At 41.1% G+C, this 13,651-nt stretch carries 14 protein-coding genes; 7 read left to right on the forward strand and 7 right to left on the reverse strand.

From position 1 onward, the window contains the following. Complete coding sequence (locus LCM09_RS15120; RefSeq protein ID WP_224883576.1) at positions 1–705, reverse strand: class I SAM-dependent methyltransferase; 705 nt, start codon at positions 703–705, stop codon at positions 1–3. Between the two features lie 126 nt (positions 706–831). Here LCM09_RS15120 and LCM09_RS15125 point away from each other — a divergent pair, with 126 nt between their 5' ends. After that, complete coding sequence (locus LCM09_RS15125; RefSeq protein ID WP_224883578.1) at positions 832–1,134, forward strand: MTH1187 family thiamine-binding protein; 303 nt, start codon at positions 832–834, stop codon at positions 1,132–1,134. A 33-nt stretch (positions 1,135–1,167) separates the two neighbouring features. On the opposite strand, the gene LCM09_RS15130 is transcribed toward LCM09_RS15125, so the two are convergent. Further along, entirely contained in the window at positions 1,168–1,335 is a 168-nt protein-coding gene (locus LCM09_RS15130; protein WP_224883580.1) for a hypothetical protein, read from the reverse strand. Between the two features lie 301 nt (positions 1,336–1,636). On the opposite strand from LCM09_RS15130, the gene spxA reads away from it, so the two are divergent. The 5 genes from spxA (at position 1,637) to LCM09_RS15155 (ending at position 4,009) form a co-directional block, all read left to right on the forward strand. Then, positions 1,637–2,029: a transcriptional regulator SpxA gene (gene spxA / locus LCM09_RS15135; RefSeq protein ID WP_224883589.1), complete on the forward strand. Its 393-nt coding sequence runs from the start codon at positions 1,637–1,639 to the stop codon at positions 2,027–2,029. A gap of 115 nt (positions 2,030–2,144) precedes the next feature. Further along, positions 2,145–2,561, forward strand: a complete 417-nt coding sequence (locus LCM09_RS15140) for a universal stress protein (protein ID WP_224883591.1) — start codon at positions 2,145–2,147, stop codon at positions 2,559–2,561. 224 nt (positions 2,562–2,785) lie between these two features. Continuing rightward, complete coding sequence (locus LCM09_RS15145; protein WP_224883593.1) at positions 2,786–3,244, forward strand: LytTR family DNA-binding domain-containing protein; 459 nt, start codon at positions 2,786–2,788, stop codon at positions 3,242–3,244. Then, complete coding sequence (locus tag LCM09_RS15150) at positions 3,241–3,654, forward strand: DUF3021 domain-containing protein (RefSeq protein ID WP_224883595.1); 414 nt, start codon at positions 3,241–3,243, stop codon at positions 3,652–3,654. Before LCM09_RS15145 ends, LCM09_RS15150 begins: the two co-directional genes overlap by 4 nt. 160 nt (positions 3,655–3,814) lie before the next feature. After that, a complete protein-coding gene (locus LCM09_RS15155; RefSeq protein ID WP_224883597.1) occupies positions 3,815–4,009 on the forward strand; it encodes a hypothetical protein in 195 nt (64 codons plus the stop codon). 64 nt (positions 4,010–4,073) lie between these two features. On the opposite strand, the gene LCM09_RS15160 is transcribed toward LCM09_RS15155, so the two are convergent. The 3 genes from LCM09_RS15160 to LCM09_RS15170 all read right to left on the reverse strand — a co-directional run bounded on the left by LCM09_RS15160 (position 4,074) and on the right by LCM09_RS15170 (position 5,910). Then, on the reverse strand, positions 4,074–4,244 hold the full coding sequence (locus tag LCM09_RS15160) for a hypothetical protein (RefSeq protein WP_224883599.1): 171 nt from the start codon (positions 4,242–4,244) through the stop codon (positions 4,074–4,076). Between the two features lie 147 nt (positions 4,245–4,391). Next, on the reverse strand, positions 4,392–5,129 hold the full coding sequence (locus LCM09_RS15165; protein WP_224883601.1) for a class I SAM-dependent DNA methyltransferase: 738 nt from the start codon (positions 5,127–5,129) through the stop codon (positions 4,392–4,394). Positions 5,130–5,145: 16 nt separating this feature from the next. Then, positions 5,146–5,910, reverse strand: coding sequence for a class I SAM-dependent methyltransferase (locus LCM09_RS15170; protein ID WP_224883603.1), 765 nt, complete (start codon positions 5,908–5,910; stop codon positions 5,146–5,148). Between the two features lie 259 nt (positions 5,911–6,169). Here LCM09_RS15170 and LCM09_RS15175 point away from each other — a divergent pair, with 259 nt between their 5' ends. Next, positions 6,170–9,391 (forward strand): M36 family metallopeptidase, encoded by a 3,222-nt coding sequence (locus tag LCM09_RS15175; protein ID WP_224883605.1) that lies wholly within the window; start codon positions 6,170–6,172, stop codon positions 9,389–9,391. Positions 9,392–9,565: 174 nt separating this feature from the next. On the opposite strand, the gene LCM09_RS15180 is transcribed toward LCM09_RS15175, so the two are convergent. Both LCM09_RS15180 and LCM09_RS15185 read right to left on the reverse strand, forming a co-directional pair. Further along, positions 9,566–10,924, reverse strand: a complete 1,359-nt coding sequence (locus LCM09_RS15180) for a DUF2254 domain-containing protein (RefSeq protein ID WP_224883607.1) — start codon at positions 10,922–10,924, stop codon at positions 9,566–9,568. Between the two features lie 233 nt (positions 10,925–11,157). Next, positions 11,158–13,614, reverse strand: coding sequence for a S8 family serine peptidase (locus LCM09_RS15185; RefSeq protein WP_224883629.1), 2,457 nt, complete (start codon positions 13,612–13,614; stop codon positions 11,158–11,160). Positions 13,615–13,651 lie beyond the last annotated feature (37 nt).

The raw sequence follows: 13,651 nt of genomic DNA on the forward strand, positions 1-13,651 counted from the left end.
CTACTTATAAGCTTTTATTATGAGAAAATGAGGGTTTTTCATCAGGTAATCATAGGACTTCGGTTCTTTCAACTTCATGATTTCAGCTGGCTTCGGTTCGATGATTTCGCCAAGCGTAAGGTGCCTTGTCACAACATTTACAATATCTTGCATCGCTCGTCTGTAAAACGTTACGTCGAGCGTAACTTCTGGTTTTTCCCACGTATCAGTAAGGAGTGTCGTTTGGAAATAATCTTTTGCTCCAAATTTCGTAAAGTCCATAAACGGGTGATGCACTGAAAATAGAAGCTTCCCACCCGGTTTCAAAATCCTGTTGAACTCTTCAAAAATGGGTTCCCAATCTTCTAAGTAATGGAGAGTAAGAGAACTGACAATAAGATCGAACGACTGCTCTTCAAAAGGAAGTGGGTTTGATAAATCATGTTGGATAAATTCAGCTTGTTCTCCCACTCTTCGGTTCGCAGCTTCGATCATCTTTTCACTGATGTCGATGCCAGTAACAGATGCTCCTCTCTCTGCAAGCTGTTCTGAATACCATCCCGCTGAACACCCAGCATCTAACACTCTCTTTCCTTTAAGGTCTTCTTCGACTTCACTCATCAAAGCAGGTCGCTCATAATAGGCGTTATAAGAAGAGCCCTCATCCGTACTCAGTTCATATGTACGTGCTAATTTGTTGTATGTATCTTCTATAGGACGTTTCATGTGTTCACTCCCCTACTATCGTTAAAGCTCGTTAGTACTTTCGAACGGAAAACGCTTCAAAATGTTTCGATCTCGACCAATTCGTCAATGACACCTATATAACCTCAAGATAGGAGGAGATCGAACATGGCATTATTAGAAATTAGCGTCACGCCAATTGGAACCAGTCAAACAAGTATGAGTCAATTTGTGACAGATGCAATAAGATTAGCAGAAAAGGAAGGCTTCAACTATCATATTAGCCCAACCTCCACAGTTTTTGAAGGAAATGTCGATGAACTCTTTGAGCTTGCAAGAGATATCCATACACAAGCTTTAAAGAACGGGTCTGAGCGAGTGGTTACGAACATTAAAATCGAAGATCGCGAAGACAAGCCGCTTAATATTGAGGGGCAGGTAAATGAAGTGCAAACAGCATTAGGATCATAAAACAAAAGAAGGATGGTAGCTTAAAGTAAGCTATCATCCTTTTTGATTACTATATTGAATTTTGCGAGACTGCTTATACTGAGCAAGCTCAAGATTCAAGCGTTTTTGTGTACGCTTTTTATCTACATTTAGGAATAACGCCGCAAGAGCGATAAAACCTACACTTAATAATAAAATTTCCAAAATCATTTCAAATTCCATGATCTATTTCTCTCCTTTATTCGTTTACTAAGTAGTGCTCCCGATGTGCTGGTAATATGTACATTACCCTTTTTAACCACAGCCTAAACATTACCAGACATATAATTGTCAACTCTTTTCCTTAAGCAACGAAAGGAAACAGATTCAAAGAAGCGAATTATGATAGTGATGAGCGCAAAACAAACTTAAGCAAAAACCCTCTATAAAAATAGAGGTGTAATGCAGCTTACAGTAATCGAAGCGATGACTGTGGTACGCTGTATTCAGATCAATGTATAAATCCATTTTGGAGGTTAATCACATGATCACACTTTACACATCGCCAAGCTGCACATCGTGCAGAAAAGCCAAAGCATGGCTAGAAGAGCATGATCTTCCATATGAGCAGCGCAACATTTTTTCAAAACCGCTCACTGAGGAAGAAATTAAGTCAATTATCAGAATGACCGAAAAAGGAACAGAAGAAATCATTTCAAAACGTTCGAAAGCATACGATGCCCTTCAACAAGAACTTGATGAGCTTTCTCTTCAAGAGCTATATAGTTTGATTCAAGAAAACCCAGGTATTCTAAAACGACCAATTTTACTAGACAAAAAACGTCTCCAAGTAGGCTTCCATGAAGATGAAATCAGAAGCTTTCTTCCACGGAAAATAAGAGCGTTTCAACTTGAGCAAATTCTACAACAAGCATAAAACAGGAGAGGTATACCCTCTTCTGTTTTTTTGTTAGTCAGCACGGTTAGTACTCGTTGCAAAAGGGTATGAGTATAAAATGGAATAATACTTTTATACTGGAGGCAGTATTACTATGTACAATAAGATTATGCTTGCATCCGATGGCTCAGAAGATTCTGTAACAGCAGCAGAAGAAGCGATCAAATTAGCTAAATTAACTGGTGCACAGGTGGATGTCGTCTATGTGGTGGACGGTGATACCTCAAAACACGATGTATTACGAAATTGGGATTCTCTCGGTATTAGAGAAGAGCGTAAAGATAAGCTTCGTGCTGTCGAACAAAAAGCAGCAGATGCCAATTTAACATATGAAATCAACATGCTTCGTGGTGACCCTTCTGTCACTCTCGTGAAGTATGCAGAAGAACATGACATCGATCTCATCGTAATGGGAACAAGAGGACTGAACGTCTTACAGGAAATGGTCCTAGGAAGCGTCAGTCATCAGGTCATACAAAAAGCGAGTTGTCCTGTTCACGTTGTAAAATAAACGGTTTGTTCTCATACAAAAGAGCTTGGAGGCGAAAAGCCAATCCAAGCTCTTTTTTGTTTCCATAGTTATTTGATTCTTTCTCCGTTCTTTCATGCAACACATCATCGAGTATTTGCAACTTGTCGGTCCAGAACGACTCCTTACCTTCTAAGTAATGACTTCCTGCATTTCCAGTTCTATACTATTCTTAAGAAAGCCACAAAGTAAAGGATGAAGAAAACATGAAAGTCTTGCTAGACGTTGACCGTAAGTATGAAGAAACTAGCGTTACCATTCACTGTGGTGAAATGGATGATTCAATTAAAGATATTTTGGATTACTTAAACGAAAAGAAAACCGATTTTCTCGTTGGGAAGAAGGGGGAAGAGCAGCACATTATTAAACCTAAAGACGTCCATTATTTTCATTCGGAAGGGGATACGGTAATCGCAACTACGCTCCAAGGAGATTTTAAAGTGAAAGAAAAATTGTATGAATTGGAAGAATTACTTCCGTCTCACACATTCATCCGGCTTTCTAAATCTGTACTCGCTAATCTATACAAAATTAGTCACTTTGAACCATCGTTCAACGGCACACTCTCCGTCAACTTTCAATCTGGCGGAAAAGAATACGCGTCAAGGCACTATGTAGGAAAGATAAAAGAAGTGCTAAAAATGAACAGGAGGGCAAATAAATGAAAACATTTTTGTTTAGAAGTGTAATCGGTATTTTCTATGGAGGGTTTCTTGCAGTGTTACTAACATACGCTGTCATTTTCTTCGGTGATCAACCAACACTAGACTCTAGCCTCTTTGTGAAAAACTCTTTAGGTTCCCTATTTTGCGGATGGTTATTTACAGTTACCCCACTCTATTTTGAAATCAATTCACTCAAGCTTTCACAGCAAACAGCCTTACATTTCACAACCGTCTCGATCTTCTATTTCATCCTTGCCTATGGAATCGGTTGGATTCCACAAGGGTTAACAAATTTCTTACTATTCATCGCATTCGCTATTATAATCTATACAGTCCTATGGATTTCGTTCTATTTATACTTCAAAAATGAATCTAAAAAACTGAACGATGATCTTCAACATATCAAATAATAGAAAAAGATCATAATGAACAAACAACAGCCGCTCAGAATATATCTGAACGGCTATTTTTCTGTAAAGACTAGTATGTATTTGTTAGTATAAATTAAAGAATGAAACATTCAGCTTAGAGGTGAACATATGAATCTAGTTTTCGGAACCCTTTATCGTCATGCTTTCATTGTATATTCTTTTATTCAAGTTCAGTAAAGAGAAGTTTATTACAAAATACGAAAGTGGTGGCGGAAGTCTTTATACAGATACAATCGTATACTTATTAAAGTTCTTACCATGGTCGGTGGTGCAAATCACCTTTATCATCTTAGCAATCGCAATAATAGGTGGTGTGTTCGTCACACTGATTTAATACAAAGTTAAAACCTGCATATCCCCGTTTTGGGGATATGCAGGTTTTTATTAATACTAAGCTATCACACGGGCGGACCACTATTGTTATTCGCTCGATCAATAATATGAACACTTTCATTTTTCTGTCGATCTGACTTCGTTGGTTTCTTCATTCCAAATATCTTCTCTAGAACAAACGCTAGAATCACTAATAGCGCAAGTGATCCCCATAGAATCATTCCCAAAACTGTCATCGTACCGCCTCCTGTCAAAAACTCTCTACCTATACGATCGAGAGACAAAAAGGTTTCAAATTCTATGTTTTAATCAACCATCATCTAATTAATCATAACAATTCAGGTGGTAAAATTCATAAAAAAAGCTAGCGATCAATCGCCAGCTTATGCCTTTTTCACACAGGAAAATAACAGGAACAATGGAATTTTCCTTCTACGTTCATATTCTTCTTTGTCTGCAAAATTCTCTTCGTTCGGCGTTGCTTCTCGAATGCCTTCTATCACAAAGCCAGCGCGCTGCAACTTCTTGAAATACTCTTCTATCGTGCGATGATATTTGACCACCTTTTCTCCGATCCACGGCTCAACACGCTTCCCGCTCACAAAGTAATCATCCACGATCCAGTTCGAACGCTTTCCACCCGCTTCCATACTTTTAAAAGAAGCCGTTAACAACGGGTGCTGAACGCTAAAGACGAATCGACCATTTTCCTTTATACTCTGAAACACATCGTTCAGAAGATCATCGAGGTTCTCTATGTAATGTAGAACAAGTTGAGACACAACGATGTCATAGCTTTCTTTCGGATAGTGGAACGCTTGAAGAGAAGAGTGAACGACTCGACCATTCAGGCCATCTAACTTAAGGTTAGCACGCTCACACATGTTATCTGATCCATCGATTCCAAGGTATGATTGACAGCCAAAGTCGAGCAGCATTGTTCCGAGCGTGGCGTCTCCACACCCGAGATCAAGGATATCTCCTCCCTCTACAGATCCTAGTAAATCTAGTAAAGCAGGTGTTTCGATTAACGCATTAGGACTCTCATCCCGGTGCCTTCTTTTCATGTAATTCTCATAAAAGTCCTTATTCTCGTAAACCGCTGATCCTTCAAATTCCATTCGACCGCTTCCCTTCTTATAGGCTGAGCTTTATCGCTTTTGTTGCAATGAATGTCTTGATGTACTGATCGATCATTCGTCTTCCTCCAAAATCATCTTCATACAGACCTGCGATCAAAAGCCCTGCATCGATCTGGCCTTGAATTTGGTCTTCTAGCGTATGACCAAATTCGAGCGCTTGATTCATAAGCTCCTCTTGACTCAATTGCTCGATCGAGGAGAATGGAATCGAATGCTTCACATCAAGAATTCCTTTATCCTCTTGTTCGTCATCAAAAAGATAGAGTATCGGATTCGTAAAGCCCGAGATCAGCGTGCCGTTTGGTTTCAATACACGTGAAGCTTCATTCCAAACAGGCCGAACGTTTTCAACGAATACATTCGACACGGGATGAACGATAAGATCAAACGTTTCATCTTCAAAAAAGTGAAGGTCCGTCATGCTCCCCTGTATCGTTACGATGTCTAATCCTTCTCGTTCTGCGACGAATTTATCCTGCCCTAACTGTTTTTCTGAGAGATCGACAACCGTTACGTCTGCTCCTGCTGCAGCAAGGATGGGTGCCTGCTGCCCCCCTCCTGAGGCGAGACAAAGTACGTTCATACCTACCAGTGATTCTTTAAACCAGCTTCTCGGCACACTTTTCTCCGTCGTAACCGTAATCTCCCAGTCTCCCTTTCTCGCTTTCTCAACTAGTTCAGTGCTCACAGGCTTCGTATAAGCGACACCTTCCGTCACTTTTCTATCCCATGCCTGACTATTATGTGAAAACACATTCATGTAGACTCCCCCCTTATGTCATGATTTTCACTCCAACAACACTTATTCTGTTTTCATCATCGTAATACCTTCCTCTACTGCTGAAATTAACTCTCCCGATTAGACTATCCCCCCTACTCCTTTAGTTGTAGTCACCTCTAGGTCAAACAAACAAACCCTATAGGCTCTTGTCAGTAAACCACACATTTTGTAGAGGGAACACTGATAGACTGATAGAAATTCGTATCAATGCTTTTATTATAGGGAGGCTACAACTAATATGAAAAAGCGAAACTTCACGTCTATGTTAGGGATCGGTTTGATGGCTGGATCTCTACTCGTTTCAGGGGGAGCTAGTGCTTCAGACGTTACAGGTCCGATCGTCGAGAAAAGTGTAACGGATCATGAACACCATTCCTCTCTGATGGACATTCGAAATGTACTTAATAATGTGATGCCTACTGCTGCTCAGCTCAATGCGGCTGACTCGTTCATCAACACAGCGGGTACAGGAACGAAAATCAAATGGAACTCTCTCTTCGGAACACCTTCCATGATTATTAAAGAACAAGGATACTTAACAGACGCTTCGAATAAAAACGCTGAAACGATCGCTCGTGATTGGTTAAAAGACAACGCTGCGATGTTCGGTCTTACAGCATCTGATATCGACAATCTAAATGTGACACGTAACTATGCGATGAAAGGAACTGGACTACAACCTGTCACGTTCCAGCAAACTTTCGATGGAATCGGGTCTGTCTATGGAGGACGAGTGATCGTTGCTGTTAACAAAGAAGGTAAGATCCTATCCGTAACAGGCAACATGAGCCGTTCGAAATCAATGAAAGATAGCTTTGAACTATCCTCAGCCGAAGCGTTAAGCAAAGCGATATCACATGAAAATGCTTCCCTCTCCTATACACCAGAATTAACGGGCACAGAAAACGGCTGGGATGTTTTTGATGGTACTGATATCCTTCCTACTGTTCAACGAGTGAAGAAAGCTACATTCATCACTGAAGAAGGCGTCCGTCCAGCTTACCGTGTGCTATTTATTGAAGAAATCGATAAAGGGCATGAAATCGTTGTCGATGCTGTAACTGGTGAACAGCTATACAAACGTTCTCTTGTCGATTATATAGCCGACCCTGAAGGACTTATTTTTGAAAACTATCCTGGAGCTGCTAAAGGCGGTACGCAAGTCGTTAAGTCATTCAACGGTGACCCTAATGCATCTCCAAATGGCTGGTTGCTTCCTGGTAGTCCTCTTGGTGTAACAACATTTGGTAACAACGCAAATAGTTACGCGAACTGGAGTAACTTTATCGCACCTGCTGATCAAGCGGTCCGCCCTGTTGCACCACTTGGTGAATTTAGCTTTACGTTCAAAGATTCATGGAATAAGACAAATGGTCAAATCCTTCCTCCTTCCTATGCGGATGATGTAAATAGTGCATCGACAAATCTGTTCTACCATCACAATCTGTTCCATGATTACTTCTACAATCTTGGTTGGGTAGAAGCAGCAGGTAACCTGCAGGCATCTAACTTCGGCAAAGGCGGTCTAGGTGGAGACGCTATTCTTGGACTCGTTCAAGCAGGAGCAGCATCAGGTGGTGCACCAACTTATACTGGCCGTGACAATGCCTACATGCTAACACTTCCAGACGGAATTCCAGCATGGAGTGGTATGTTCCTATGGGAACCGATCGAAGGAGCATTCGAAGGTCAGTATGCTGATGGCGACTTTGATGCAGGAATCATCTACCATGAATACTCTCACGCGCTTTCAAACCGCTATGTAGCAGGTGGTGAAGCGCTAGGTAGTCACCAATCTGGATCAATGGGAGAAGGTTGGGGAGACTGGTTCGGCATGCATTATCTCATTAAAAATGGTCTTCAAGAAAAACCTGTTGTAGGAGCTTACGTAACTGGAAACGAAGAGCGCGGTATCCGAAGCTACTCTCTTGATGATGCACCTTATAACTATGGTGATATCGGTTATGACATCGTTGGACCAGAAGTTCACTCTGATGGAGACATCTGGGCTGCAATCCTCTGGCAAGTGAGAGAAGAATTAATCGAGCAATTCGGTAAAGAAGAAGGCGAAGCCGTTGCTGAACAGCTTGTTATGGATGCAATGCCGATTTCCGTACCTGATCCTTCTATGGAAGAAATGAGAACAGCGATTATCGCTGCAGATTTTGAGCGTTATGAAGGAAATCATTACGATGCTTTATGGACAGCATTCGCCGAGCGTGGACTTGGCTCTGACGCATTCTCTAAAGGAGGAGACGACACAGACCCAATTCCTGCATTTAATCACCCGGATGGCGATCGTAATGGTCAGCTAGTTGGACAAGTGATCAATGCATCTACTAAGCAACCGATTGAAGACGCTCGTATTATGATTGGAGAATTCGAAGCAAGAACGTCACCAGTTTCAGTAACTGAAGATAAGGGCGGCTTCTCCACATACGTTGTAGAAGGTACGTATGACATTACGATCCAGGCACGTGGCTATGGCTCTCGTACGATTCGTGACGTGAAGATCGAACCAGGTAAAGTGAATAACCTGAACTTTAAGCTCGCACCAAACGTAGCTTCATCCTTTAACGGCGCAACTGTTACAGATGTATCAGGCGAATCTGATAGCAACCCTGTTAAACTAGCAATCGACGATACAGAAGCAAGTGTATATGCATCTGATACGCAAGAAAATGGATTCAAAGGATCTGACTTCGTTGTAGATCTAGCAGGAGACGATGCAGTTGATATCTCTCACATCCAAGTAAGTGCTGCAAAAGACGTTTCAAAGGCACGCTTTGCAACTCTTAAAAACTTCTCTGTTCAAACATCAATGGACGGTAAGAACTGGACAACAGTTGTTAGAGAGAAATTCACTGCTCAAGACCCAAGACCAACGATTGCTGACCTTCATTACAAAGGCTTCGATCTTGATCAGCCTGTGAAAGCGAAATACCTGAAGTTCATCGCTCACGATTCTCAAGATAACTCAAAAGGCTATGTACAGGTAGCTGAGATTCAAGCTTTTGCAACTAAGAAAGCAAAGATCGAACCTGTAACTGTAGCTCCTGAAGAGCCATTCGTTGCGGAAGGCACGGTTCAAGTAGGGAACGCAGGAACTGGAGTCGGCAGTCTCGCAGGTGTGCCTGCTACGCTAGCAGTTACAGAAAATGAGTTTGTAACTACACAAAATCCTGAACCAAGTTCTCAAGGTACTGACGGTTATGTGGTTACTCTACCCGAACAATATGGAGATGGAATCCACAATTTCACTGTAGAAGGTGGAAGCACAGCTGCAGATTATGATTTTGATATCTTCTTCTACAACAAGAACTTTGAACAAATAGGCGGCGTTGCAACATCCGGCGCGAATGAATCAGGTGTCATCCCTGGTGGCACAAAGTACGTCTATGTAGGACTCTATTCAGGCGCTAACGTCCCATTCACGCTAACCGCTACTAGTCCTTATTAATCTAATAAAAAGCGAGCTCGAAATTCGAGCTCGCTTCTTAATTATACCGTGAGTGTAATCTGTTTTTTTCAAGAAAGGAGTGCAACAGATGTAAAAATTAGACTAAGTGTTTTATTATTGGTATCAAGGACATACCTACCAAAACTACTAGAGCTCCCATCAAAAAAACAATACTTAACGTGGACCATCTTTTTCAAGATAGCTTAACGATGACACGTTTGCCGCACTTTTCGAACTGACTCGTTGCAACATGTATTCAAGGAGGAAGAGATAATCTTTCTGATTACCTGTATTCTTCGCAACCTCAGATAATTGTTCTAGTATATACAAACAATCATTTTCGTACAGGCTATAGTTATCAAATCCTAGAATCGTCTGGCGGGCAAATTCCCATAGATCCTGATGGACTACCTTATCCATCGTTTTACTCATGAGGGCAATCATCGTTAATAGCTCCGTCATAATCGTCGAGTTTTGGTCAGCATACTCACGAATGGAAGCGAACCCCTTATGGAGAAAATAAGGAAAATTCTTTTGATTTAACATGATCCGAAGTTCTTGGTTCTCATCAAAAAGGTAAGGAGAGAAATTCCTCGTTTGTTGAATCGTCTTCAACAAATCAGCAATCTGATGAATCGTATTCGTTGCTGTTAGAGGATCATTATGACCTAACGCTTTGATCGCTACTTCAGCAAGCTTATTCAGTCCATACTCTAGATCTTGTATTTCAGTTTGCTTCACGCCTACCTCAACAAACTTTAAATAACGCTCAGGACGAATACTCTCTCCATATTCCCAATAAGTAAAGAGCGGCGTACCTTCTAATACGAATTCCCCAATTCTTACGTTGAACTTTAAAAGAATATCATCTTTTTTCGAATGCTTAATCAATCTTGAAAAGTCCGCAACTTGCAAGTAACCAGATTGACTCGCTTTTATTACCTTTCCATCCGTTTCAGTTGGTAACGATTCTGGCTCTACCTCTTTTTCTAAATGGTATGACTGTAATTCTTTCTCAAGAGATGCCTGAACGGACTTTGATTTTTCATTCATATTAGAACTAATATTATGAACCTGCATCCAAGTCGTTGTATGGTTGATAAAATAAATAAACGTTACAGCTGCCGTAATAGCTGTCAATATGGATAAGATTGGTGTCGCAACAATAAACTCTTCTTCTCCATGTGTAACGTATAAAAAGTTTAAGAGAACATAAATGAAGCTGCCGTTAAAAATACCGAGTACGTGCTGAGTCGCTCGATCACTAACAAAATTCACAAGCATTTTGGAAGAAAACTGTCCGCTAAACGTGGTCAGTGCGACGAGTAAAGAGTTAATCGTAAACGCACTTAAGGTCAGAACCCCTCCTACGAGCGCACTTAGAAGCACCTGCAAGGTCTGCCCGCTAAACCCGATTGCAGAAGGAAGATATAAACTGATATCGATAATATAATCAAGAAAATAGGTGAAAACAGATAAACCGATCGCTCCAAGAATATACCAAAGAGGCATAAACCAAAGCGTTGATTTCAATTCAATTTTCCGTTGACGTCTCGACATTTTTAAATATTTCTTTATATAGTAAAAGAACCCCATATGATCACCAATCTATCCTTCAAAGTAGTAAACACTTCTATTTCTACCCTCCAATGTAGGAAAGTAACCTCCCTTTTTCTTTTCGAACGAAATAGCTATACCTATCAACTAACAAAAAACACGATCCCTACAATAGGAATCGTGCTTGGTAAACTAGTCTTATCCGCACTTTACGGCATGAGATATGTTGCATAGAAGCGCGTGATTGCGACTGCAAAGTCACCTTTTGTAACGTTTTTAGATGGCGCAAATGATGCTGTTACAGTTGGCTCAAGATCATAAGGACCCTGTGTTACATCGAAGTATGCATTTAGGATATTCAGATCCAGAGCTAGCTGAACGTGTCCTTTTAACTCAGCAGGAACGTCTGATGCGTCAGTTAATTGAATTCTTTCACCCTGGTACTCTACAGTAAGTGGTTCATTAACAGCGTTCGCTTCGTCTTCAAGACCAAGGCTTTGAACAAGAGAGTATGCAAGATCAGCTCTTGAAACAGTCCCTTTAGGGTTGAACTTTCCATTATCTGAAAGCATGACTCCTGCATCGTCTTGCTCGATGTCCTTCAAAGCAGCGCCTGTAGCTGTTACAGCTTCAGCATATGCAAGATCTTTTGCACGAACGTCAGTCAAACTATTTTCGACTGGAAGTGTTTGCACAACACCAGCGCCCATTGTTAAAAATTCAGCTAGATCCATTCTTTTCAGGTTGTTATCTGGCTTGTAGTTACCTTTATTGTCTGAATCTAGAAGTCTTTCAGATACACCTGCTTTAATCGCTTCTTCTGCAGGATGTCCAGCGATATCATATAAACCACTGAATCCAGTTGCTTTCTTAAACGTAAGCTCACCATCAATCGATTCAGGAAGAGCAAGACCATTAAGTCCCTGAAGTTCAACTGTCCACGTTCCTGGTTGAGGTGCTGTTACTTGAACAGTACGGTTTGTGTAAAGACTGAAAAGCGCTGAAATACCCGATCTGTATTCTGTACCATCTGGCGCTGTCACTACTAAGTTGATTGTATTACCTGTTTCACCAAGTAAGCCCTTTGCGTTCGCACGAGCAACAATTTCAGTTGTTCCTTCTTTTACTTCAAACTCATGCGTATTGTCATTCGCTGCACTATAATCGATTGTAAAAGGCTCATACTTTACTTCCATATCTACGTTTGCATTGTACGTTGTTGCAGCATTAAGCGTTTGGCCATATTCTTTCGTCGTATTGAATGCTTTATCTACTGCTGCATAAGCGTTTGCGTATCCAGCTCCAACTTCCCATGATTCATATCCTGGCATGTTTGTTGCAGTATCTTGAACGATTTGTTTTACTTCCATTGGCGAAAGCGTTGGATTCGCATCCAAGATTAGTGCTACGATTCCTGCCATGTGAGGCGCTGCCATCGACGTACCACTCATCGTTGTATAGTAAGGAAGATATGCTGGTTCGATCATCTCTGCATCTTTATCAGCAGAAAGTCCTGTTGTAGGTGAAATTACTCGCGTAGAGATAATATCTTTACCTGGTGTAGTAATTGTTGGTGCATCTACCCATTCGAATGTTTCGCCATCGACTATAACCGTTCCACCTTTATTTTTTACACCTCTTGAAGAAAAGTCTGCTAACTTGCCTTGCTTATCTCCAGCAGCAACTGTGATTACCCAAGGTGCTTTCTTATAGTTACCAGTGATTGTTGATTCAGCAGGACCAGAGTTACCAGCTGAGAATACTGTTACAATTCCACGATCGTATAGTTTCTTTGTCGCAATATTGATTGGATCTTCAGGATCGAACGCTGTCCCCGCATCACTTGTAGCTCCCCATGAGTTCGTGATAACACGGATGTTGTACTGTGCTTGATGTGTTAACGCGTAATCAAATCCTCCGATCGTATCAAGGATTGCTAGACCTGCACCAGAACCATATCCGATCAGGTTTGCTCCAGGTGCAACACCTTCATGTTTACCTGCAGATTTTGAACCATTGCCTCCAACTATTCCTGCAACGTGAGTTCCGTGTCCTGAGTTATTATCAGTGTTCGGTACATCCTCTACATATGTAACAGGAGCTAAATCGCTTAGTGCGTTAAGGTTCGTAGAAGCTAGCACGTTCTGTACTAGATGATCACCAAATTTGATATCGCTATGAGTTCCATCTACTCCACTATCATTCACAACAACTCCGACGCCTTTACCTGATACCGGCATTCCACCGTTTGCCTGTCTCATCGCGTCGTCGAGTCTTACTTTATCAACACCCGTTAGCGCTGTTGATTCTGCATTGTCGTATTCTAGTTCTGCGTTAAAATAAATTGAACGAACTTCAGGTTGTTGTGCAAGCGCATTGATTTGATCAGCTGTTGCCACAACTCCTGCAATTGGTAGACTCTTAAAAGATAATCCTTTTGCGATTCCAAGATCACTCAACAAATCTAATTGAGATGAAGTAGTTCCCCCATCACCGTGAAACGTAACGATTACTTCCAGTCCAGTAAGTTGTTTCTGCATCATTTCTTGAAGCTTAGATCCGATCGTAGCTTTTTCATTCGTTTCTGTAGCAGATGCAGTTACCATAGAGCCAAACAGTGTTGAAACAACTAACAAAACTGCTAGTAATAGTGATTTAAATTTCATTTAATTCCCTCCTATTCAGAATAATATTACTCTTTCT

Origin of the sequence: Guptibacillus algicola (assembly GCF_020171805.1) — a bacterium.
Taxonomy (GTDB): Bacteria; Bacillota; Bacilli; order Bacillales; family Guptibacillaceae; genus Guptibacillus; species Guptibacillus algicola.